At 31.7% G+C, this 23,269-nt stretch carries 19 protein-coding genes; 18 read left to right on the forward strand and 1 reads right to left on the reverse strand.

Annotated features, from left to right (window positions below):
• Positions 1–14: 14 nt before the first annotated feature.
• The 4 genes from acsn021_RS02605 to acsn021_RS02620 all read left to right on the forward strand — a co-directional run bounded on the left by acsn021_RS02605 (position 15) and on the right by acsn021_RS02620 (position 4,095).
• Positions 15–875, forward strand: a complete 861-nt coding sequence (locus acsn021_RS02605; RefSeq protein WP_184092635.1) for an N-acetylneuraminate synthase family protein — start codon at positions 15–17, stop codon at positions 873–875.
• A 58-nt stretch (positions 876–933) separates the two neighbouring features.
• Entirely contained in the window at positions 934–2,082 is a 1,149-nt protein-coding gene (locus acsn021_RS02610) for an N-acylneuraminate cytidylyltransferase (RefSeq protein ID WP_184092634.1), read from the forward strand.
• 41 nt (positions 2,083–2,123) lie between these two features.
• A complete protein-coding gene (locus acsn021_RS02615) occupies positions 2,124–2,984 on the forward strand; it encodes a class I SAM-dependent methyltransferase (RefSeq protein ID WP_184092633.1) in 861 nt (286 codons plus the stop codon).
• Between the two features lie 73 nt (positions 2,985–3,057).
• On the forward strand, positions 3,058–4,095 hold the full coding sequence (locus acsn021_RS02620; protein WP_184092632.1) for a glycosyltransferase: 1,038 nt from the start codon (positions 3,058–3,060) through the stop codon (positions 4,093–4,095).
• Positions 4,096–4,712: 617 nt separating this feature from the next.
• Here acsn021_RS02620 and acsn021_RS02625 read toward each other — a convergent pair.
• A complete protein-coding gene (locus acsn021_RS02625; protein WP_184092631.1) occupies positions 4,713–5,912 on the reverse strand; it encodes a glycosyltransferase in 1,200 nt (399 codons plus the stop codon).
• A 287-nt stretch (positions 5,913–6,199) separates the two neighbouring features.
• Here acsn021_RS02625 and acsn021_RS02630 point away from each other — a divergent pair, with 287 nt between their 5' ends.
• The 14 genes from acsn021_RS02630 to acsn021_RS02695 all read left to right on the forward strand — a co-directional run bounded on the left by acsn021_RS02630 (position 6,200) and on the right by acsn021_RS02695 (position 23,268).
• A complete protein-coding gene (locus acsn021_RS02630; RefSeq protein ID WP_184092630.1) occupies positions 6,200–7,558 on the forward strand; it encodes a hypothetical protein in 1,359 nt (452 codons plus the stop codon).
• A gap of 48 nt (positions 7,559–7,606) precedes the next feature.
• Positions 7,607–8,323: an IspD/TarI family cytidylyltransferase gene (locus acsn021_RS02635; protein ID WP_184092629.1), complete on the forward strand. Its 717-nt coding sequence runs from the start codon at positions 7,607–7,609 to the stop codon at positions 8,321–8,323.
• A gap of 13 nt (positions 8,324–8,336) precedes the next feature.
• Positions 8,337–9,428: a glycosyltransferase family 32 protein gene (locus tag acsn021_RS02640; protein WP_184092628.1), complete on the forward strand. Its 1,092-nt coding sequence runs from the start codon at positions 8,337–8,339 to the stop codon at positions 9,426–9,428.
• A 1-nt stretch (position 9,429) separates the two neighbouring features.
• A complete protein-coding gene (locus acsn021_RS02645) occupies positions 9,430–10,944 on the forward strand; it encodes a nucleoside-diphosphate sugar epimerase/dehydratase (protein WP_184092627.1) in 1,515 nt (504 codons plus the stop codon).
• Between the two features lie 168 nt (positions 10,945–11,112).
• Positions 11,113–12,207 carry a glycosyltransferase family 32 protein gene (locus acsn021_RS02650; RefSeq protein ID WP_184092626.1) on the forward strand — a complete coding sequence of 365 codons (1,095 nt, stop codon included), beginning with the start codon at positions 11,113–11,115 and terminating at the stop codon, positions 12,205–12,207.
• 15 nt (positions 12,208–12,222) lie between these two features.
• On the forward strand, positions 12,223–13,323 hold the full coding sequence (locus acsn021_RS02655; RefSeq protein ID WP_184092625.1) for a glycosyltransferase family 32 protein: 1,101 nt from the start codon (positions 12,223–12,225) through the stop codon (positions 13,321–13,323).
• A 29-nt stretch (positions 13,324–13,352) separates the two neighbouring features.
• Positions 13,353–14,447, forward strand: coding sequence for a glycosyltransferase family 32 protein (locus tag acsn021_RS02660; protein WP_184092624.1), 1,095 nt, complete (start codon positions 13,353–13,355; stop codon positions 14,445–14,447).
• Positions 14,440–16,596 carry a glycosyltransferase gene (locus acsn021_RS02665; RefSeq protein ID WP_184092623.1) on the forward strand — a complete coding sequence of 719 codons (2,157 nt, stop codon included), beginning with the start codon at positions 14,440–14,442 and terminating at the stop codon, positions 16,594–16,596. Before acsn021_RS02660 ends, acsn021_RS02665 begins: the two co-directional genes overlap by 8 nt.
• Before the next feature lies 1 nt (position 16,597).
• Positions 16,598–17,656, forward strand: coding sequence for a TylF/MycF/NovP-related O-methyltransferase (locus acsn021_RS02670; protein WP_184092622.1), 1,059 nt, complete (start codon positions 16,598–16,600; stop codon positions 17,654–17,656).
• A gap of 37 nt (positions 17,657–17,693) precedes the next feature.
• Positions 17,694–18,893, forward strand: a complete 1,200-nt coding sequence (locus tag acsn021_RS02675) for a hypothetical protein (protein ID WP_184092621.1) — start codon at positions 17,694–17,696, stop codon at positions 18,891–18,893.
• An 11-nt stretch (positions 18,894–18,904) separates the two neighbouring features.
• Entirely contained in the window at positions 18,905–20,314 is a 1,410-nt protein-coding gene (locus acsn021_RS02680) for a radical SAM protein (protein WP_184092620.1), read from the forward strand.
• Positions 20,311–21,006, forward strand: a complete 696-nt coding sequence (locus tag acsn021_RS02685; protein WP_184092619.1) for a hypothetical protein — start codon at positions 20,311–20,313, stop codon at positions 21,004–21,006. Before acsn021_RS02680 ends, acsn021_RS02685 begins: the two co-directional genes overlap by 4 nt.
• Positions 21,007–21,302: 296 nt before the next feature.
• The gene (locus acsn021_RS02690; RefSeq protein WP_184092618.1) at positions 21,303–22,286 is read left to right on the forward strand and encodes a GHMP family kinase ATP-binding protein; all 984 of its coding nucleotides are present in this window, start codon (positions 21,303–21,305) and stop codon (positions 22,284–22,286) included.
• Positions 22,287–22,314: 28 nt separating this feature from the next.
• Positions 22,315–23,268 carry an NAD-dependent epimerase/dehydratase family protein gene (locus acsn021_RS02695; RefSeq protein WP_184092617.1) on the forward strand — a complete coding sequence of 318 codons (954 nt, stop codon included), beginning with the start codon at positions 22,315–22,317 and terminating at the stop codon, positions 23,266–23,268.
• Position 23,269 lies beyond the last annotated feature (1 nt).

Consider the following 23,269-nt stretch of genomic DNA (forward strand, 5'->3'; position numbering starts at 1 on the left):
GAGGTATAAATTTTATGAAACCATTTGTAATAGCTGAAATTGGTTGTAACCATATGGGAGACTTGGAAATAGCAAAGGAAATGATTAAAACTGCTGCAGTATTTTCTAATGTTAATGCAGTGAAATTTCAGAAACGTAATAACAAGGAAGTGCTATCAGAAGAACAGTATAATGCTCCTCATCCTAATCCATATAATTCCTATGGAAACACATATGGTGAGCATAGAGAATTTTTAGAGTTTACAGTTGAACAACATAAAGAATTAAAAAAATATTGTGAAGAGTGGGGTTTGGTTTATAGTACTTCTGTCTGGGATTTAACCTCAGCAAAAGAGATTGCAAGCTTACAACCTGAATTCATAAAAATTCCGTCTGCCCAAAACAATAATTATAAGATGCTGGAATGGTTGTGTGATAATTATGCAGGAGAGTTACAAATATCAGTTGGTATGACTTCTAAGGCGGAAGTAAAGGAACTGGTAGAATTTTTAGTAGAGAAAAACAGAGCAAAAGACACAGTTATATACAGTTGTACTTCGGGTTACCCTGTACCGGATGAAGATGTGTGTCTTCTTGAAATAACATATCTTAGAGAAAACTTTGGGAATATAGTGAAGTCGATTGGTTTTTCAGGACATCATAATGGGATATCATTAGATATTGCAGCCTATACTCTGGGAGCAGAATATTTTGAAAGACATTTTACACTAAACCGCACCTGGAAAGGAACTGACCATGCGGCATCTTTAGAACCAGATGGTATGAGAAGATTAGTTCGTAATCTAATTTCTGTCTCCAAGGCATTAACTTATAAAAAAGAAGATATTCTTGATATTGAAAAAGTACAACGTAACAAACTTAAATATGACAAATAATTTTTTTAGACACACGTAATATAGAAGTCATTAAAAATTTTGCATAGAGGATGTTTAAATGAGAAAAACAGTCGCTTTAATACCTGCAAGGGGAGGAAGTAAATCAATACCTCTAAAAAATATTAAAACTATAAATGGTAAGCCACTTATTTATTGGACACTTATAGCTGCTGAAAAATGCAGCTATATTGACGAAATTTATGTATCTACAGATAGTAATGAGATTAGGAATATCGTAGAGCATTTTAACTTGTCTAAGGTGCGAGTCGTTAGTCGAAGTGAGGAAAGTTCTACTGATACTGCCTCCACAGAAGCGGTAATGATTGAATTTGCTGAAAATACTGAATTTGATAATATTGTATTAATTCAAGCTACTTCGCCCTTACTTACTTATGAAGATCTCAATAACGGATTTAATCTGTATCTAAGTGACAATACGGATAGTGTTTTATCAGCAGTTCGGCAGAAAAGATTTCTTTGGGAAACTAATAATCACTACGGGACTCCAATTAATTATGATATTTATAATAGACCAAGAAGGCAAGATTTTGACGGTTATTTGGTGGAGAACGGAGCTTTTTATATAACTTCGAAAGAATTGCTTTTAAAGAGTAAGAATAGAATATCTGGAAACATTAAAGTGGTTGAAATGCCAGAGGATACCTATCATGAGATTGATGAACCTGTAGATTGGAAGATTACAGAACAATTGTTATACTATAAAAGTAAGAATAGGAATAAAATAAATACATCCGAAATTAAAATGGTAATATCTGATTGTGACGGTGTTTTGACTGATGGTGGTATGTATTATACAGAACATGGTGATGAAATAAAAAAATTTAATACCAAAGACGGTATGGCATTTCAAATTTTAAGAGATAAAGGTATCGTGACTTGTATAATCACAGGAGAAGACCGAGAAATGGTTCGGAATCGAGCTAAAAAGCTTAATATAAATGAACTATACATGGGTATTAACAATAAGATGGATATTGTAGACAGTCTCTGCAAAAAGTATAATATAGAGTTAGAGGAAATTGTTTACATAGGCGATGATATAAATGATTTGGAGTGCATTAAAAAATGTGGTTATACGATATGTCCTTCCGATGCAGTTGACATGGTGAAAAGAGAAGCGGATTATATATGCAACGCCAAGGGCGGAGAGGGCGTTGTAAGAGAAGCAATATATCATCTGTTTTGATTAATCGAAATTTGTCTTTATTTAGATAGGAGGGGTAAGTAATGGAACAGCGGAAGTGTCACTTATGCAGTAGTGAGGATATTCGGTTGATACATAAAGGAACACGTGATAATAGTCATATAGACGTATTAAAGTGTGCAAATTGTGAATTGGTATTTTTATCTTCCTTTGACCATATTCGTGAGGGCTATTATGAAGAATCAGGAATGCATGTTGATAAAGAGTTAGACATTGTTAAATGGAGAAAAAGTACTTATGAGGACGATATTAGGAGGAAAGAATTCCTAAAAAATATTATCAATAAAAAAGATGTATTGGATTTTGGCTGTGGTAATGGCGGATTTATAGAATATGCACAGCCTTTGGTTAATAGTATATGTGGAATTGAATTAGAAGAGGCTGCCCGTAAATATTTACTCTCAGATGGTAAGACGATTTGGGCTGATATAGAGTATTGTGATAAAAAGTTCGATGTAATCACTTTGTTTCATGTCTTGGAACACCTAGAGCATCCAATAGAATATTTGATGAAACTAGGAAATTTGCTAAAGCCAGAATCAGAAAGCCAGATTATTATTGAGATACCCAATGCTGATGATGCATTACTGACGCTCTATCATTCAACGAATTTTGCAGATTTTACTTACTGGAGTCCGCATTTGTTTTTATACAATCCCAGTAATATTGAGACGTTGGTTGAAAATAGTGGCTTTAGAGTTAACTGGATAAAACAGGTACAACGATATCCATTGGCAAATCATCTATATTGGTTATCCAAAGGAATGCCTGGAGGACATGCTATATGGAATTTTCTAAATGATAATCAATTACATGAGCAATATGAGCGTATACTTAGTGAGAGAGGTATGTGTGATACTATCTTGGTTAGTTTAAGCAAGTAAACTCTACAGTTATTCAATAACCTTTAATTATAAACCAATTACAATGTGTACATTGGTTATGGGAGAAAAGAAAATGATATCCTTGAGTCTGTGTATGATTGTTAAAAATGAAGAAACAAACATAGAAAGTTGTTTAAAAAGCATTTCCTCGTATATTGACGAGATAATTATTGTTGATACTGGATCAGAAGACAGAACAAAGGAATTAGCTATGAAATATACGGACAAAGTGTATAACTTTGAATGGAATAATAATTTTGCTGATGCAAGAAATTTTTCGCTTAGTAAGTCTAGTAATGATTATGTCTTAGTGTTGGATTGCGATGAAATTGTTCAGGACATAAACATTATTGAAATAAAGAAGCTAATTGAAGAGAATCCTGATAAAATCGGACGGTTACTCATAGTAAATGAATTCAAAAGAAAAGGAGTACCTTATAAATCTAAAGAAAGATTGAGTCGATTATTTTCTAAAAAGCATTATGCCTATAATGGTATGATACATGAGCAAATTGTACCTATTTTTGATAAGGAGATAAGTACCTATGATGTACCATTGAAGATAATACATAATGGTTATACAGGAGATGTAGAAGCAAGAAAGTTTAAAACTGATAGGAATATTAATTTATTAAAAACTGCTCTTAAGGAAACGCCGGATGACCCATATATTATCTATCAATTAGGAAAAAGCTATTATATGGAAGAAGAATACCTGGGTGCTTGTAAATACTTTGAGAGGGCATTATATTATGATTTGGATACAAGGCTGGAATATGTTCAAGATATGGTAGAAAGTTATGGCTATTCCTTACTGAATTCTGCGCAATATGATGTTGCTTTACAATTATTGAATGTTTATGAGGATTTTAGCCATTCAGCTGATTTTATATTTCTTGTTGCATTGATTTTAATGAATAATGGGGAGTTTCAGGAAGCAGTAAACGAATTTATTAAGGCAACTGAGAAAAAAGAGTGTAAAATGGAAGGGGTCAATGATTATCTAGCTTATTATAATATCGGTGTCATATTTGAGTGTTTAGGCGATAATGAAACTTCAAGAAAATATTATGAAAAATGCGGTAAATATAAAGTTTTAAAGAATGCATAAAATTAAAAAAGTATAAGAAATAAGGTCTAGTTTTTTTACTCTTAGGTAATATAATAAATGTTGGAGGTATGTCAAACATTGATGTACCTCCATTAGTTAGACTTTATTGCGTAGTAGATTTATCTGCTACGCAATTATTTTATGCAACCAAGAAGCTAAGCTTATATTTCACAACGATTATCCACCCTAGTTTCTCCTTAATCCGAATGAAAAGTAGTCTGATTAACCTACCCCACCTTGTCTTTATATGAACCGTATTTATGACTTTTTCTAGTAAAAGAATTAACTTGAAGACCAAGGTTCTGAACAATTCTTTGAATACGTTTCTTGTTTACAATGTGACCCTGTTTTCTTGCTATCCATAAATCCGAAGAAGGCTGAAGTCTTTGTTTTCTTTTCTATTTTCAAGGGTTTTTGCTCTAGAACCTCAGTTGGATTTTCTCTATCAAAACGTTTCTGCCAGTACATATATAGGTTGATTTGGGAAAACCTGCATATGTGAGAATTGGGGTCAGTTCAAATGCTTCCAACATTTATTTTCTTTACATTAATTCATCTACACGTAACGTCTGAGTATACTATAATTCAAACAACATCAAATGGATGTTGTTTGAATGTTAAATACTTATTGTACCAAAATTTATGTTGTAATAATAGTCTAATATCTTTTCTGCATTATGTGCCCAGCTATGAGATTTTTGAGCTATTTTATAACCGTTTAAAGCAATTTGAGAACCTAAACAATTATCATTAAGTACAGATTTGATATTATCAATGCAACTATTGTCAAGGTTTATGTTATATAAAATAATATTACTCATATTCTTAAAATCTTTATTAATAATCGGAAAGTCATTTGTTAAACATATTGCACCATTTAACATAGAAGTGAAAATACGCTCATGAAAGCCTTCTTGTAAAGTCGGTACATGATTTAATACAATTTTAGATCTGCTCATAAGGTTAATGACATTAGTGATATCTTTATCAGGAATAGTAGCTATACTAAGAAAATCAGAATTAGTATATTCAGAATCTTCCCACCCATTTCCGCATACTGTAACTTTAATCTCATGGTCAAGTAAACAGGTAATAATTTGGTCACGTGTATAGGCTCTTATATAGCGGTCAATTACATTATATAACTCCATAAGTTCGACGAATTCATCATTGGAATAAGTAAAATGAATTTTAGTTAAATAATCTTTTAATGCCTCTTGTAAAGTTAACATTGGATTAATTAACATTGTTTCAATTAAATCATTAGCTATATTTTTATAAACATCCGGTAAGGATTTTATTTCATCATAAATTACAGACGGTGGAACGTAGGAGGAGGGGAAAAATATATCTATATCACGTTTTTTAAAAGGCGTATCGGCGTGTGAGGTGAAACCACCATGTGATAAAAATGTGGTATGTTTTACATTAGGTAAATATGCATTTATAAATTCAATATGACTGTAATCAATACAAGCAATATGCATATTATCGCTATGAGCAGTTGTTAATCTGTGTAAGTGGTAAATTGGATGGTCAACTATATGACCAAAAAATGTTACGTTTTTATTATAACTTATGATAGGAGCATTAGTATTTTTAATACATTCTGAAAATAGAAGTGCCTGGAATGAAAAAACAATATGAAATGTTGAGAGCAAACTTACACTTATTTGTTCGCAGTCCTTTTCTAAGGTTAGATCAAGTATTGTAACATTACATCCAAGTTCAGTAAAGCCGTCGGCGATTTGGTCAGAGGCATGCCGTAAAACATTATACATGGATTGTCCTTTTAATATAAGGATATTGATTTTCATAAGATATTCTCCTTTGTAAATTACAGTAATCCTAAATAATAATTAGAATTGGATTCCGATAACTGTTCTTTAATAGTGTATATTATTTTTAATTTATTGACAAGCAATTATGTACACTTTCAAAGCTAAGAATTAAATGATATTTTTTATAAATTATTACTATTCAGAAAAAGTGAATTTATGTCGAAATATAAAAGTAGATGTGCGATAATGTATTATCATGATTGTATTTTTATTTCACTATAATATAAATTATTTTGGTAAAATTGAATAAAAAAGGAATAAATATGCGAAAATATTTAAAAGAAAAATTAATGACTTTGTTTAGTGAGATGAAAGAGGCAGAAAAAACCTTACTTAGATTAATAAAAAGTGAAGATAATTTTAATTTGCAATACTTGCTTACTGAATTACAGCAAGCAGCATTAGCTATTGGAAAAGAGGCAGAAAAATCTGAAGGTGATGATTCAACATTTATTCATCTTTTAGAGGAATATTGTGAACTGATATGGCAATGCAATATATCAAAAACATGTAGTGAAAAGTTGAAGATATTGGCACAAATTTCAGATAAAAGAAAAGATGCGACTAGTATACTCAAGCATTATATCCAGACACAATATGAGATAGTTTTTTTGCCCTATAAAGCTAGTATGTGGGATAGCCTTGAAAGCGTTTGGCGAGCTGCAAAGGAAGATATTAATTGCGATTGTTATGTTATTCCTATACCGTATTATGATAAAAGACCGGATGGTAGTTTAGGCGATATGCATTATGAAGGTCATCAGTTGCCAGAGTATGTTTCAGTTACAGATTATAAGCATTATGACTTTAGGACAAATCATCCGGATGTTATATACTTTCATAATCCGTACGACCAGTATAATTATGTAACTAGTGTTCACCCAGACTACTACTCAAATAGACTTAAGGAATATACAGATATGCTAGTGTATATTCCCTATTTTGTGAGTAGTGATAATGTGCCGGAACACTTTTGCAGCACCATGGGAGTATTCCGAGCAGATCGTGTCATAGTAGAGTCAGAGAAGATTCGCCAAACTTATATGAATGTTTATATGAATATACTAGGTGAAGAGCAAAAAAAGAGTGATATAGTAAATGGCTATGTAAATAAAAAATATTGGAATAATTTGAAACAGATTGCAGAAACCAAATTTTTAAATTTGGGCAATCCTAAATACGACAAAGTGATTTTAGCACAGGATGCCGTAATCCCCAAAGAATGGGAAGAGTTAATAATAAAAACTGACGGGAGTAAAAAGAAGGTTATTTTTTATAATACAACAGTAGATGCTATATTAAAAAGTCGTGAGAAAGCATTATTAAAAATAAAAAACACATTAGATTTTTTCAGAGAGCAAATGGATGTTGTGTTGTTGTGGAGACCACACCCGCTAGTCAGAGCCACAATAAGTTCTGTAATTCCTCAATTATCTGATGAATATGATGATTTGGTGGAGAAATATCAGAGTGAAGGTTGGGGAATATTCGATGATACTACAGATTTTAACAGAGCTATCATCATTTCTGATGCTTATTATGGTGATAAAAGCAGTGTAGTTGCATTGTATGAGCTAACTGGGAAGCCAGTATTGATACAGAGTTTGGATATAATAACATAAGAGAAGGAGAATGCACCTATAAATATAGAGTGTAAAGTCATTTAGCCTATGAATGTTGCACTGATTTTTGCCGGTGGTACCGGACAGAGAATGAACTCAAAATCTAAACCGAAACAATTCCTTGAAATGCATGGAAAGCCAATTATTATTTATACTTTAGAATATTTTAATGAACACCCTGAAATTGATGCAATCTGCATTGTGTGCTTATATGGGTGGGAGAAAGAATTAGAACGCTTGCTGACCAGTTATAACATACATAAGGTAAAGTGGGTTACTACTGGGGGTGAGACGGGACATGATTCCATTTTTAATGGACTAAAAGTTATGAAAAATGACCTGCAAGATAAGGATGTTGTTATCATACATGATGGTGTAAGACCGTTAATTAGTAAAGAGTTGATTGATAAAAATATTAAGACCGTTGCATTATATGGTAATTCAATAACTGTAGAAAAAGCCAATGAGTCTATTGTTCAGATAAATGACAATGGAATTATTGATAATGTGCCATCCAGGGCAAAAATGAGAATTGCAAAAGCACCACAATGCTTCAGATTTGAGGAAATATGGACAGTACATGAGCAGGCACAAAAGGATGGTTTTAAGTCTATAGACTCCGCTCATTTGCTTCACTATTATGGACATACGCTTCATACTGTTGAAAGTACACCGTATAATATAAAAATAGCAACACCTTCGGATTTTTATGTTTTTCGTGCATTATTTGAAGCAATGGAGAATTCTCAAATTTTTGGTATATAAAAGGGTGTGCAGAATGCATTTAAATTATGGTGGATATAATGAATTTTATCAGGCGCAAAAGGATAAGAAAATTGTTTGCTTTGGTGCAGGCATGATGCCTTATTATATAGAAGATTTATTAGAGCAATGGGGCGTTATTAATAATATAAGTTTTTTTATAGATAATAGTAAAAAAAAGCTGGGTTATGTTTGGGAACGCCGGAAGGTTCCTATATTAACGATTGATGCTTTTCTAGATAAAGGCCTGCAAAATTATATAATATTAATAACTTGTGAAACATTTGAACCAATATGCGGACAATTAGAACAATTAGAACAATTTAATGATATAGACTGTTTTATATACGCATATGTAAATAAAAGTTATATATATACTAAGTTTGTACAAGAACCTGTACCTGATCAATTAGAAGTCAAAATTCCTCGAACAATTCACTATTGTTGGTTTGGAGGTCAGAAACTATCGGATTTGGAAGAGAGATGTATACAAAGTTGGAAAGAGTTTTGTCCAGATTATGAGATTGTTAGATGGGACGAAAATAATTATGATGTTAATAAAAATTTATATATGAAACAGGCATACAAAGCAGGTAAATGGGCTTTTGTATCGGATTATGCAAGATTGGATATTCTTTATACATATGGTGGTATTTATTTAGATACTGATGTTGAAATTATTAAGAGTATAGAAAGATTATTATATAACGAGGCGTTTATTGCCTATGGTGAATGGCCGTCATTAAACAGTGGAGCTGGAATAGGCTCAGTGAAAGGTAACGAAATATTAAAAGAGATGAGAGATGATCCTCGTAGTACAATACCTTTTATTAACAACCATGGTGAATACAACTTAGAAACTAATAGTATTTATGAATCGGCAGTGTTAAAAAAGTACGGATTAAAACAAAATTTTGAAATTCAGTTAGTTAAAAACTTTATGGTATATCATCCTGTTTATTTTGCTCCAGCAAGCGTTGTTGGAGACAGGGCTTTTATCAATGAATATACCTATGCCATTCATCATTGTCATGGAAGCTGGGCAGATAAAAAGCGTAAGATTGATAAGAAGAAGACGCTAAACAGATTAAGAAGGGATAAAGAATAATATGGATTATATGTTTAATGTAAAAGATAAATATATAATGTATGATAAAAAGGAGAAAATCCGTATTGTATTTATGATACAGGTAGCATCTTTTTGGCCTTCTATCGAAAGTTTCTATGAAGCATGTATTCAGGATGATAGGTTTGATACTCGTTTGATTTTAATCACAGAATCTTCGGTTGAAAAAGTGCAGATGGAAAATACAAGAGAATTTTTACAGAATAATCACTTGCAATATGAAATTTATTCGGAAGAGCTACTGAAAATCATTCAACCCCATATTGCAGTATATCAGCCACCCTACGATGTATCATATAGAACGCCTGAAACATTATCCATACATACAAAAAAAATGGGAACAAGAATCGTTTATGTTCCGTATGGAATTGAAATTGCAGATACAGAGGATGCTAGATTAGCGCATTTTGATACCTATGTAGTTAGAAATAGTTGGAGAATATATACTTTTTCTGAAATGATGAGACAAGAATATAATAAATATTGTGGTAATAGAAATGCAGTTAGAGCCTGCGGTCTACCTAAGTTTGATGCGTATTATAATAAGCAATTTAACCTAAATACTCAGATAGCTAACAGGGTAAAAAATAGAAAAATTGTACTATGGAAAATGCATTTTCCTAAGATTATATATGAAGAAGGTGTACAGCTGCAGGTAACTCCTTATCTGGATGTGTATCTAGAGCTAGAGAAAAAATTGATTAATTATCAAGACTTATTTTTTATAGTTATGCCTCACCCTATGTTTACAAGCTCTACTATTCCATGTGAATTAGCAAAAAAGGCGGGTGAGCTCCTTAGTAGGTTAAAGGGGCATGAAAATGTGTTCATAGATATTGCACAGGACTATAGAGACTCCTTATTTAATGCAGATGCTATAATGATTGATAGAAGTGCTATAATGGTTGAAGCAGCAGTATGTGATGTTCCTATTTTATATCTGTATAATCAAGTTTATACAGAAAAAATGACACCTCCAATACAAATGCTTGTAGATACATATAATAAGGGAACAACAATAGAGGATATAGAAAAATTTCTAAATCAAGTTGCAATCAATGAGACCTATGATTTCTCAGAGAGAAAAATAGCTATAAACAAAGTATTACCTAATTTAGATGGTATGAACGGAGTACGTATTAAAGAGAATCTTATAAAAGGTTTGGAAGAAGAGGAACGTACAGAAATAAAACTTGTACTGTTTGGTGCTGGTCAAGTTTGCCGGTATTATTTGGAGCGGCTTCATCTATTAGTTGATAGCAGGTTTAAGCTTGTAGCTTTTTCAGATAATGATTCTAATAAATGGGGTGAAAAAATAAATGAGATAAGTATAGTTTCTCCTGAAAAGCTTAAAGACATAGAATTTGACTTATTAATTATTACTACTGAACAATACCATATGCAGATAAAAAGAAAGTTAGTGTACGAGCTATATCTGGATGAAGAGAAGATTATGAGATTGGATTATTTCTGTGAATACGTCAAAGGAAACCTTTAAACATGAATTAATATAAGTATTATGTAACTTACTATAGAAGAATAACTAAAGGTATACAGGAGCGGATACTTAAGTTATAAAGATAACCTTATCAATGAAAGAATAGTGCAGGTATTATATATTAAGTTTTTCGATACCCCAAAATTAGTATGCAGAATAGGGAGAAATATGGTATTAAAAAATTGTAATATGAAAGAATTTCATGAAAAATTAGGTAATAAGCAGCTAATATGTTTTGGTATTGGTAATGATATAGGACAAATGATTTTAAATTATCCAGAATACTCATGGGCAGAAAAAATAACTTTTCTTGTTGATAATGATTGCAATAAACATGGTAAGCTGATAGAGATACAGGGAAAAAGATTTGAGATAAAAACCATAAAGGAATTGATAAATACAGATAAAACTCAAATGGTCATAATAATAACTTGCAGTTATTATTATGAGATTGTAAAACAACTGAATTCTCTTGAAGGATTTGAAGCAGTTGAATGTTATATATATAATTTTATGCTTAATTTAATGCCAGAGTATGATATGCCGATGGAGAATGAAAAAGAGTTCTTAATACCTCCGGTTATACATTATTGCTGGTTTGGAAAAGGGGCGTTGCCTGATTTTTATAAAAAATGTATTGCCAGTTGGAAAAAGTATTGTCCCACATATGAAATTGTAGAATGGAATGAAAGTAATTGTGATCTAACTGAAAATTTGTATGCACTACAAGCTTACCAAAATAAAAAATATGGTTTTGTACCAGATTACTTTAGGTTGAAAATAATATACGAAAATGGAGGAATTTATTTAGATACAGATGTTGAAGTGATTAAAAACTTGGATTTATTACGTTATAATAAATGTTTTTGTGGGATGCAACTTCCAGGTGAAGTTAATTTAGGTCTGGGGTTTGGTGCATGTAAAGGAAATCAAATTATTAATAAATTATTAGAAACATATAGCGGGCTTATTTTTCAAGAAAAAACAGGAAATTTAAATGAGATAGCTAGTCCTGTATACCAGACAAATGATCTATTTTCTATGGGAATGGAATATGGAAACAAAATACAAAAAATAGGGAATATGGTGATATACCCCACTGATGTGTTGAGTCCTAAGAACTTATATACAAATATGATTAATGTTACAAAAAACACACATACAATCCATCATTTCGATGGTTCTTGGGCTTCGGGTGATCGTTTAATTAGGAAAAAAAAGCGAATACAAGAGTCACAGGAACTACAAAAACTATTTATCTGAGAAGTGGGGAGAAAAATGAAATTAAAAAATTGTGATTATAAAACCTTTTTAAAAGATGTATCCAATAAAAAAGTAGTCTGCTTTGGTGTAGGGAAAATGCTTTCAGAAATGCAGGAAGAATTTATAAATACACCCATTAAACAGATAATCGGCATTACCGATAATAACCACTCCCAATGGTATAGTAAAAAAACGGTATTTGGAGAGGAATTAGAGGTATTGCCTCCAAGTATAATGTTCACTTTATTAAATGAAGATATTGTTATATTAATTACGAGTAATGCTTGTTTGGAAATTGTTCAGCAATTAGAGAGTGTAATAAATAATAGCACTACATGTTATATTTTTCCTTTTTTAAGAAGCTTGCAGCAAGATAAAGACGCATTAAATGCATCAAAAAATAGAATTATAATTAGAAATAATCAACCAAATATTCCTAAAAAAATACATTATACATGGTTTTCAGGTCAAAAGATGCCTGAAAGTATGATAAAGTGTAAAGAGAGTTGGAAGAAATATTGTCCGGATTATCAAATAATTGAATGGAATCAAGAAAACTATGATGTAACAAAATGTAAGTACATGCAGCAAGCCATTGAAAATAAGAAATGGGGATTTGCTGGAGACTATGCAAGGTTGGATTTAATATATAAGTATGGAGGGATATATCTGGATTTGGATGTGGAATTAGTAAAAAATCTTGACGAATTATTGTATAATGAGGCATATGCTAGTTTTGAATCTACAAAATTTGTTAATTTTGGATCTGGGTTTGGTGCAGTAGCAGGGTTTTCTTTATTAAAGGAAATGATGTCAGAATATGAAAGAATAGATTTTGTTGATAGTAATGGACTTCTAAACCTGGCAGCTTCACCTGTATATCAAACCAAAGTTCTAGAAAAGCTAGGTTTAAGAAGGAATGGCTCTATGCAGCTGATTTCTGGAATGACAATCTATCCTTTTGATTTTCTTTGTGCTCAGAGCGTCTTGACTGGAATAATTTATCAAACAGAGAATACGCACTCAATTCATCGATTTGCTGCTTCATGGATGGAAGATATAGTTGTTGAAGAAAGAAATAAAAAGTTGGAGTTACTGAGAAAAATAAGTATATAACTTACATATCATAAAGGAGTATAAGAATTATGGTTTTAAGAAACAGTACTATGCTTGACTTTGTTAATGTGGTTAAAAATAAAAAATTGTACTGTTTTGGTGCTGGTTCTGTACCGAATGAAATATGCAGTAAATATCCTGAACTTAAACTTGAAAGTTATATTTATCGGTTTATAGATAATAGTTCTATTTTACAGGGAACTAAAAAGAAAGTAGGAACTTCCGATATTTTAGTTATATCAGTAGAAGAGTTCCTAAAAGAAGTTGATGAAAGTACAGTAGTTTTATTTACGTTATATGCATTTTTAGAGGCATTTGAACAATTAGATACTGTTTCTGTATTAGATACAATATCCTGTTATATTTACAGAATGATTGTAGCAGCCGATTATGATTTTCAATTAGCCCAACAAAAGATTCCGGAAAATGGCTTATTATATACAGGTTCACCTCAGATACCTAAAAAAATTCATTATTGCTGGTTTGGGTATAATGAACTACCTGACTTAGCTAAAAGATGCATCGAAAGTTGGAAAAAGTTTTGCCCTAATTATGAAATTATACGCTGGGATGAAACAAATTATGATGTGAGTAAAAATAAATATATGCATAAGGCATATAAAGACAGAAAATGGGCGTTTGTATCTGATTATGCAAGGTTGGATATTGTTAATGATTATGGTGGTATTTATTTGGATACGGATGTCGAGTTAGTCAAAAGTCTAGATTCATTACTATATGAAAAAGGTTTCTGCGGCTTTGAAAGTAATCAACAAGTTGCTTTTGGATTAGGGTTTGGAGCTCATAGTAATAATAAAGTTGTTGCTGACTTACTTAAGTTGTATGATACCTTAGAGTGGGATGGAGGAAAAACCCCTTGTCCAGTCTTTCAGACATCTATTTTAAAAAAACACGGATTGATTGAGCAGAATAGTTTTCAGAGATTAAAAGATATGACAATTTTGCCTGCAGAATGTCTTTGTCCAAAAAGTATAATGTCTAGCAAGATATCGGTAACACCACGAACTTTTGCAATTCATCATTATGCTGCCTCATGGTATGAATACACCCAAACAGAAATAGAATTCTTGAAATTATGGGAAAGGGTCCAGGACTATGAATAATTTTATGCCTAAAGTCTCTATAATTATACCAGTATACAATGCTGAAAAATATATAGAATCTTGTTTAGAGAGTGTTGTTAGCCAAACATACCCCAATATAGAAATACTACTTATGGTAGGACAATGTAATGATTCTTCTTTAGAAAAATGTATTAAATGGCAGAAAAAAAATAGTAAGATAATAATAGTAAGCAGGAAAGACAATAGTCTGGGGGATGCCAGAAATTATGGTTTAAAAATTGCACAGGGTGATTTTGTTGCATATGTTGATGCTGATGATTATGTTGAGAATAACTTTATTTATAAATTATTGAAGCCATTTTTAACAGATGATTTATTAGATTTTGTTTGTTGTGGTTTTGACAAATTTAGAGAAAACGAAATGTTAAAAGAGGGTTGGGTACCAGAAGAAAGAGGAAAAAAGGAAGTATCTTTTACTTCCTATGTTAATTGTATCAAGTATGGTGTAGTATGGAATAAGATGTACCGCACGAAGTGGCTTGTAGAGAAAAATATAACAATGTTTGATGGTTGCCATGAAGATGACGCGATGCACTTTATTCTTGCTTCACAAGTAAAGCATGTTTATCTTATATCGGAAGCATTGTATCATTATAATGTAGGAAATGTTGTTAGCTTACTACATAATAAAAAGAATCGATTGCAGTATTTTGATGCTGTACGTTTTGTTATAGACTATTATAAACAAAATAATATATTAGAAATGTACTATTACCAAATAAGAAAAATTGTGTTAAATAGTGTAAAATTTATATTAGAAGAAACACAGGAAGATATAGAAATTATAACAAAATATGAAGATTTTCTTGCTGAAATATATCCAGAGGTTCATGATGAGTTTAGTTTTTGGAAATGTAGGAATATACAACTTGAATCTACTCTAATAATATTTGGGGGAGGGGCTGATTGCAATTTACTATTAAAGCAAATTGACAAGGAAAAAATCAGATATATAGTTGATAATAACGTACAATTGCACGGAAAAATGGTGGAAAATATCCCTGTTGTTTCATTTGCCGAACTACTAAACTATAGAGACTCATATACAGTAATTGTATCCAGTAGCCATTATTTTTATGAAATTGCAAGGCAACTGCGTCAAAATGGCATATATAATTACGTGAGTCCTGAAGATTATTATATAAAAAAGTTTGAAAAAAGACGAAAAGATAAGAATTTAGTGTTGTTTAATACACCCGAACATAGTAATATTGGAGATCATACAATAGCAGAAGCTGAAAAAGGTTTTTTTGGTAAGTATTTCTCGGATTACGGCCTTATAGAAATAACGGATATGATGTATAAACGTTATGGTAAGAAATTGAAGAGGATTATAAGCAGAGAAGATATTATTATTATAACAGGTGGTGGGTTCCTAGGGAGTTTGTGGATGGATGGCGGAGAACAGGCTGTAAGGCGCATAATGGAAGAGTATTCTGAGAATAAGATTATTATTTTTCCGCAAACAATATATTTTGAAGATAATACATATGGAAAATATGAGTTAGAAATAAGCAAACAAATTTATAGAAAGTGCAGAAATCTGACTGTCTTTCTACGTGAAATGAAATCATACAATACCGCAAGACAGATGTTAGATGGATATGCGAAATGTGAATTATTTCCTGACATTGTACTGTCTATGAGTGGTCTTGATGCAGAAAATGGAAATAGAGCAGGAGCTGCCCTATGCCTAAAAGAGTGTAAAGAAAGTCTTTTATCTAGCGAGCAAAAAAAATATATAGAACAACATCTGAAAAATAATTTTAAAGTAGAAAAAATTACGATGCATTCAGCGGGAGAAATATACCCCAATATGCGAAATTATTATATACAAGAAAAAATAGAAGAAATAAAAAAGTATGAATTAGTTGTAACAGATGCTCTACACTGTATGTTATTTTGTGCAATTAGTGGAACAAGATGTATTGCCTTAAATAATATCAGTGGTAAAGTGGAGGGAGTGTATCAATGGATAAAAAGTCTTTCTTATATTCGATTTGCATCGTCGGAGAAGGAAATTGATAAACTGTCAACAGAATTACTGCAAATAGTGGATACAAGATATACATTCGATTTTAATATTTATGTAGATAAAATAATAGATGCTATCAAGGAGACTATATAATATGAAAATACTACTATGGGGTTGTGGAGAACGATGCCAGTTTTTTATAAAAAATAAATATCTAGACTTAGATATAATCATAGGATTTATTGATAATAACTCAAATCTGACTCATTTTTTTGGAAAAAAAGTTTATCGCCCAGATGAAATATATACCCTGTCAGAAAAATATGATTTTATAATTGTTACTACAAATACTTATACAGTTAACAGTCAAATACTTAATCAGTTAGAAGCACTGGGCTTACCGTCAGATAAAATCTTATTCATTTATAATAATTATAGAATTACAGAGAAGATATATATAAAAAAGCAAAATGATAAGTTGATAAAAGCTATATCAGAAGAACTCTATTATAATATAGTTGAGCCAGAAAAATTGCAGGTTGAAAGATTGAATGATACGCTTACCTGTAGCTTTGATTTAATAGATAATCAGAAAATAGTCGGAACTGGTAGTTTGAATAATGATTTAATGTACATGAAAGATTATACAAGGTATAGAACATTTGAATTGACTGCAAATGAGATAGAAAACAGAAAACTAGAGGGTGCTGTCGCAGAAGTAGGAGTATTTAGGGGAATGTTTGCAGAGATAATAAACTTAAAATTTCCTGATAGAAAGTTGTATCTTTTTGATTCATTCGAAAGCTTTAAACCCGAAGAGTATGAAAAAGAAAGAGAATCTGAGTACTGTGAAGAAGGGTTTAAAAAAGTCTTTGAGAATACTAGTGTAGATATTGTTATGAAACGGATGCCATATCCTGATAACTGTATTGTTAGGAAAGGATTTTTTCCTGAAAGTATTCAAGAACAGGAGCAAAATGAGAATTTTGCATTCATATCAATTGATGTAGATTTTGAAGAATCAACGTATCAATGCTTAAGCTTTTTCTATCCCAGATTAGTGAAAAATGGTTATATTTTTTTACATGATTATAATAATCGTAATTTAGAGGGTGTTAAAGTTGCTGTAAATCGATATGAGGCAGATAATAAGATAACATTTAATAAGATACCGTTATGTGACGAAGGAGGGACGTTAATTATTATAAAATAATAGAGAGCCTGTTTTAAGGAAGTGAGATAATTAAATTATGATAAGAGACGATGGATTTGTAAAAGAGCCAGCTCTATGGTTTGAAGTGGCGTGTATTGAAAGTGGTAAACTATGGTTTGTAGCGGGAATTGGTAATGGTTTATTTGAAATGGATTTAAATACGGAAGAAGTATCTTTTTTAGGTCTTTTACCAGAAGAAGAAAATGATAAGAGAAGACTTATTGGTTCTATTATAAAATATGAGGATACGTTAGTAATGGCTCCTTTTAATGGTAATTCATTTTATCAGTATGATTTACTGAATAAGAATTTTAGTAAAATAGATTGTGAGTTGAAAGGAGCAGCTAAGTTTTTTTGCGGAAAGAAATATGGTAAAGATATTTATTTTATTGGTTATCTCTACCCTGTTATTGCCAAGTATAATGTTGAGGAACAAAAGATTATATATTTTTCTGAGTTTCAGGACGACATTTTACAACGAATCGTTAAAAAGGATGAATCTTTGTTTAGGGATACAGCTTGTATCAGAGATGACATATTAATTATACCAAGTTGCCAGAGTAATTTCTTATTATTGTTTAACCTAACAACGAATACATTTAAAATAAATTATATTAATGATGGGAATCATGGATTTAATGCAATTATTGAAGATAATGATAGATATTATTTAATATCCCGTAGGGGAAAACAGATTTATCAGTGGGATTATGATACTAATGATAGTACCATTATTACTGAATATTCAGATAGAATTATTAACAAAATTGAGTGTTATGGTTATGCAGTGGGCTGTCGGGGCAAAACGATAATTGTTGATTTGTACAGTTCAAATGGTGTAGTAATAGATAACAGCAACAAGAAATTAACATCTTTTACAAATTTACTTCCGGTTGAGATATGTAAAAATAATGTGGCTAATCTTAGTCAGAGTACTCTTTGGATAGGTGTATTTGGTGAAAAAATATATTATTTTTCAGTTTTTAATTGTTATCTTTATGAACTAAATTTGTGTACTAAAGAAATACATAGATATAAAATTGAATTGACTACAGAAAGGCTTCCGGCATATCTTCAGGCGATATCTACTAGTGGCAATGTACTATTTGAAGAAATGGCTTATTGCGGAATTAATAACTTTCTTAAGTTTCCAAAAAATAAGAATGGTGGCAATGTTTTGTCACCAGATAATGGTAACAAGATTTACAATAAAATTAAAGGGCTATTAATCAGCTAAGTGGTACAGCGATGGAAAAAATAAAAAGATTAATTAATTGTGTTTTACCAGATACAATATGTAATATGAACTGCACCTATTGTTATATAGGACAGCAAGGAACACATGCCTGCAAATCATCTGTTAATCCCCATACCGTAAAAGAGATAAGAAGTGCTCTTTCATATGAGCGACTGGGGGGAGGCTGCCATATGAATATATGTGCTGCGGGGGAGACTTTGCTGGTGCCTTATATCACAGAGTTGACATCTGAATTTATAGAAGAGGGTCATATCGTATCTTTAGTGACGAATGGTACAGTACACAAGGTTATAAATGAACTTTGTGATATGCCCATAGAAAAAAGACAAAAAATTTTCATGAAATTTTCATTTCATTATTTAGAGCTGAAAAAGGGAAAGCTTTTGGATCATTTTTTTCAAAATGTCAGGAAAATTCAAGAAGCTGATATAGGATTTACTGTTGAATTAACTGTAAATGATGAATCAATTGGATATATTGATGATATAAGGAAAGTATGTAATGAAAAATTGGGGTGTGATTGTCATATTATAGAATCAAGGCAGCAGGATGGTAAGGATTGGCCAAGATTAACTCAGTTGACAATGAAAGAACATCAGAAAAAGTGGGGGGTCTTTAATAGTGAGTTGTTTGAGTTCCAACAGACCATATGGGGAGAGAAGCGAAATGAGTTTTGTTATGCAGGAGATTGGGTTGTATCAATTGATTTAAAAAATGGAGATGTTTGCCCGTGCTTTGGAGGAGGGCACGTTATTGATAACATATACAGATTTCTTGACAGACCAATTCAATTCCACGCCATTGGAAAAAATTGTCCATGGGGACATTGCTTTGCAGCACATGCATTACTAACGCATGGAGTAATACCTGGATTTACTGCACCCACATATGCGGAAGTAAGAAATCGGTGTATACCAGAACAGCGGGAATGGTTGGGAAGTAGTTTAAAACAGATATTTAGTACAAGACTATCAGACTATAATCAGGAATATAATATTGCTAGAAAAGAATTAACTAACTTTATATCTGGTATTGAGTATGGTAAGTATGAAATGTCAGATGCAGACAAAGTATTACCGCATCTATTAAAGTATTTTAAAAACAATAACTATAAAAATATAGCTATCTATGGAGCAGGTAGATTAGGTAGGGCACTTGGCGAACTACTTGAAAAGTGTAATCTAAACGTAGTGTGTTTTTTGGATAAAAATTATGAAAATATAAATTTTGAAAAGCCATGTGTTGCAATCGAATCGGTAGTGGAGTCTGTGGATGTTATTATCATCAGTGTACACAGAGTTTTTTATGATATCAAAGAAATGCTTAGATTGAATAATCGAGCAGATATTATTTCAATTATAGATTTGTATGTTGATGAAATGAATGATAACTGTTTATGAAAAAAGTACATTTTAGTATAGATGATATAATAATGAGTCTGCGATGGCTTGAGCATAACAGACCTAGCAGTATTTTTGACATGGAATTGTATGGTAAACTGTTGGAATGGAACAGGAAATATGGACTGAAAGTTTCTTGTTATGCTTTTGGAAACAACGGAAGTGATTTTCAGATTGAAAGTATACCGAAGCTTTATATAAATGAAATAATCAATAATAAGGATTGGCTCCGTTTTGCATACCACGGTGTATATGGAAATCAGTATCAAAATGACAGTGTTTTATTCAGGAGAGAATTGGAAAATTTTCATAATATATTTGGACAAGAAAATTTAGCTCATATAGTTAGGTTGCATTGTTGGCAGTGCAGCAGTCAAGAAATAGAATATCTGAAAGGTTCAGGTGTGACAACACTATTATGCCCTGATCGAGGAACAGAACTATTTTATGATTTGTCTATTAGTGAATGCAATGCTGTAAGAAGAAATCTAAAAGTAAAAAAAGGTAATCTGAGTTATTTAAAGACGAATGTAAGGTATGATGATATGCAGGATATAAGTTGTTTGAAAGAGTTTGAATCAAGTGATACAGTAGTGCTTTTCGGTCATGAAGGATTATTTAGAGACAAAGTTGTATTTGTAGAAGAAACCCTTAAGTATTTTTATGAGGAAGGATATACTTTTGTTATATAATAATAAATATAGTGTTATTTAAAAGGGAAATAAGAAGGATTACATTATAGTAATTACTGAAAAGTTTTAAATTATTCCTGTATACTAGATAGTAAATCTGTAGAAGCCGATGGTTAATGAGCTATTGACCGGAAAATATACCAGTCCAAATGGAATAAAGTGTGGTATTCAAACATTTTAAGGGAACATAAAAATATTAAACCGGAAGAATGATGAGTCTGAAGATATAAGATTGTAGAAAAAATTAATTAGATGAATAATTATGACAAGAATACTACATAGAGAAAGGGAGAAGTATGATTATAACCAAAACTCCTTTCCGTGTCAGCTTCTGTGGCGGCGGCAGCGATATAAGGGATTTCTATAAGGAATATGGAGGCTGTGTTTTAAGTACAAGTATTAATAAGTATATGTATATATCTATCCATCCCTATTTCGATAATAACAAAACAGCCTTAAAATATTCAGAAAATGAGATAGTGGATGATTTGTCTCAAATTAAACATTCTATTTTTAGAACAGTTTTAAATGATATGGACATTAGCGGTGTAGAAATTGTAAGTACAGCGGACATTCCCAGTGGAACCGGGCTTGGCTCCTCAAGTTCTTTTACAGTAGGACTTTTACATACTCTTTATTGCTTCCAAGGGAAGTATACTTCTAAAAGTGAACTTGCAAAAAAAGCATGTCGTGTTGAAATTGACTTACTTGGTAATCCTATCGGTAAGCAAGACCAATATGCGGCAGCCTGTGGTGGCTTAAATTTTATCTCTTTTCATCAGGATGATAATGTTTCGGTAGAGCCTATTATTACAAGGTCAAGTACATTAAAAAATTTGCAAGAGAATCTTGTTATGTTTTATACAGGAATTACACATGATGCCAATGTAATATTATCAGAACAGAAAGAGAATATTTCAAAACGGGACAAGGTGGATAATCTGAAAAAAATGTGCTCACTTGCTAAAGATATGAAATATTCATTGGAGCACAACCAATTATTAGATTTTGGCACCATTCTAAATGAAGGGTGGCTTTTAAAAAAGGAGCTTGCTTCAGGTGTTTCTAATTCTCATATAGATGATTTGTATGAATGTGCCATGAAGAATGGTGCTCTAGGTGGAAAACTTTTAGGGGCAGGTGGCGGTGGCTTTCTTTTGTTCTATTGCGAAAAAGAAAAGCAAAAGGTACTGGAAGAGGCACTTGGCTTAAAAAGATTTTATTTTAATTTTGAGCATGACGGTACCTCTGTTGTTTATATAGGTGATAAATATTGGTAGTGGCTGGTAACGGCGGAATGGAGTTTGTATGAAAACATTAGTAATTGGGGGGGCTGGCTTTATAGGCAGTCACCTAAATGATGCACTACTAAAGGAAGGTCATAAGGTTGTTAGTGTAGATAATCTTTCTTTAGGAAGTGAAATAAATATTAGACATTTAGTAAGTAATAGTAATTTTAGTTTTTATCAGCAAGATGCAGCAGATATAAACAAATTATCAGATATATTTGAAAAAGAACAACCGGAATATGTATTTCACTTGGCTGCAAACTCAGATATACAGGCTAGTGCTAAAAATCCAGAAGTGGAATATCGAAACACATACACTACGACTTTTAATATTCTTTCTTGCATGGGTAAATATAATGTTAAAAAATTGTTTTTTTCATCAACATCCGCCGTATATGGGGATAAAAAAGATATTATACTAGATGAGAATACTCCAAACTTATCTCCAATTTCGTATTATGGTGCGGCAAAGCTTGGTAGTGAGGCCCTTATAAGTGCTTTTTCTTATATGAATGATTTTTCATCTTTGGTATTTCGTTTTCCGAATGTAATTGGGCCGAGACTTACGCATGGTGTTATATATGATTTTATTCATAAATTACAAAGTAATCCTTCCGAATTGAAGATATTGGGTGATGGGAAACAGACCAAGCCTTATATCTATATTGCAGATTTAATACAAGCGATAATCCAGTTTATGGATATTGATGACGCAGGTGTATCAATCTATAATTTAGGAGTGGAAGGGAATACTTGCGTTACTCGAATTGCAGACATTTTATGTGAAGAGATGGGATTAACCAACGTTACATATGATTTTACGGGTGGAAAAGGTGGTTGGAAGGGCGATGTGCCTAAATTCTACTATTGTTTGGACAAGATACATTCAGCAGGATGGATTGCAAGATATACATCTGATGAAGCTGTTAGAAAAACAATTATAGAAATATTAAACAATAGAAAGTGCAATTAAT

The organism is Anaerocolumna cellulosilytica (assembly GCF_014218335.1).
GTDB lineage: Bacteria > Bacillota > Clostridia > Lachnospirales > Lachnospiraceae > Anaerocolumna > Anaerocolumna cellulosilytica.

Coding starts and splice junctions, on each gene's coding strand:
- acsn021_RS02605 (WP_184092635.1), top strand. CDS start 15: ATGAAACCATTTGTAATAGCTGAAATTGGTTGTAACCATATGGGAGAC.
- acsn021_RS02610 (WP_184092634.1), top strand. CDS start 934: ATGAGAAAAACAGTCGCTTTAATACCTGCAAGGGGAGGAAGTAAATCA.
- acsn021_RS02615 (WP_184092633.1), top strand. CDS start 2,124: ATGGAACAGCGGAAGTGTCACTTATGCAGTAGTGAGGATATTCGGTTG.
- acsn021_RS02620 (WP_184092632.1), top strand. CDS start 3,058: ATGATATCCTTGAGTCTGTGTATGATTGTTAAAAATGAAGAAACAAAC.
- acsn021_RS02625 (WP_184092631.1), bottom strand. CDS start 5,912: ATGAAAATCAATATCCTTATATTAAAAGGACAATCCATGTATAATGTT.
- acsn021_RS02630 (WP_184092630.1), top strand. CDS start 6,200: ATGCGAAAATATTTAAAAGAAAAATTAATGACTTTGTTTAGTGAGATG.
- acsn021_RS02635 (WP_184092629.1), top strand. CDS start 7,607: ATGAATGTTGCACTGATTTTTGCCGGTGGTACCGGACAGAGAATGAAC.
- acsn021_RS02640 (WP_184092628.1), top strand. CDS start 8,337: ATGCATTTAAATTATGGTGGATATAATGAATTTTATCAGGCGCAAAAG.
- acsn021_RS02645 (WP_184092627.1), top strand. CDS start 9,430: ATGGATTATATGTTTAATGTAAAAGATAAATATATAATGTATGATAAA.
- acsn021_RS02650 (WP_184092626.1), top strand. CDS start 11,113: ATGGTATTAAAAAATTGTAATATGAAAGAATTTCATGAAAAATTAGGT.
- acsn021_RS02655 (WP_184092625.1), top strand. CDS start 12,223: ATGAAATTAAAAAATTGTGATTATAAAACCTTTTTAAAAGATGTATCC.
- acsn021_RS02660 (WP_184092624.1), top strand. CDS start 13,353: ATGGTTTTAAGAAACAGTACTATGCTTGACTTTGTTAATGTGGTTAAA.
- acsn021_RS02665 (WP_184092623.1), top strand. CDS start 14,440: ATGAATAATTTTATGCCTAAAGTCTCTATAATTATACCAGTATACAAT.
- acsn021_RS02670 (WP_184092622.1), top strand. CDS start 16,598: ATGAAAATACTACTATGGGGTTGTGGAGAACGATGCCAGTTTTTTATA.
- acsn021_RS02675 (WP_184092621.1), top strand. CDS start 17,694: ATGATAAGAGACGATGGATTTGTAAAAGAGCCAGCTCTATGGTTTGAA.
- acsn021_RS02680 (WP_184092620.1), top strand. CDS start 18,905: ATGGAAAAAATAAAAAGATTAATTAATTGTGTTTTACCAGATACAATA.
- acsn021_RS02685 (WP_184092619.1), top strand. CDS start 20,311: ATGAAAAAAGTACATTTTAGTATAGATGATATAATAATGAGTCTGCGA.
- acsn021_RS02690 (WP_184092618.1), top strand. CDS start 21,303: ATGATTATAACCAAAACTCCTTTCCGTGTCAGCTTCTGTGGCGGCGGC.
- acsn021_RS02695 (WP_184092617.1), top strand. CDS start 22,315: ATGAAAACATTAGTAATTGGGGGGGCTGGCTTTATAGGCAGTCACCTA.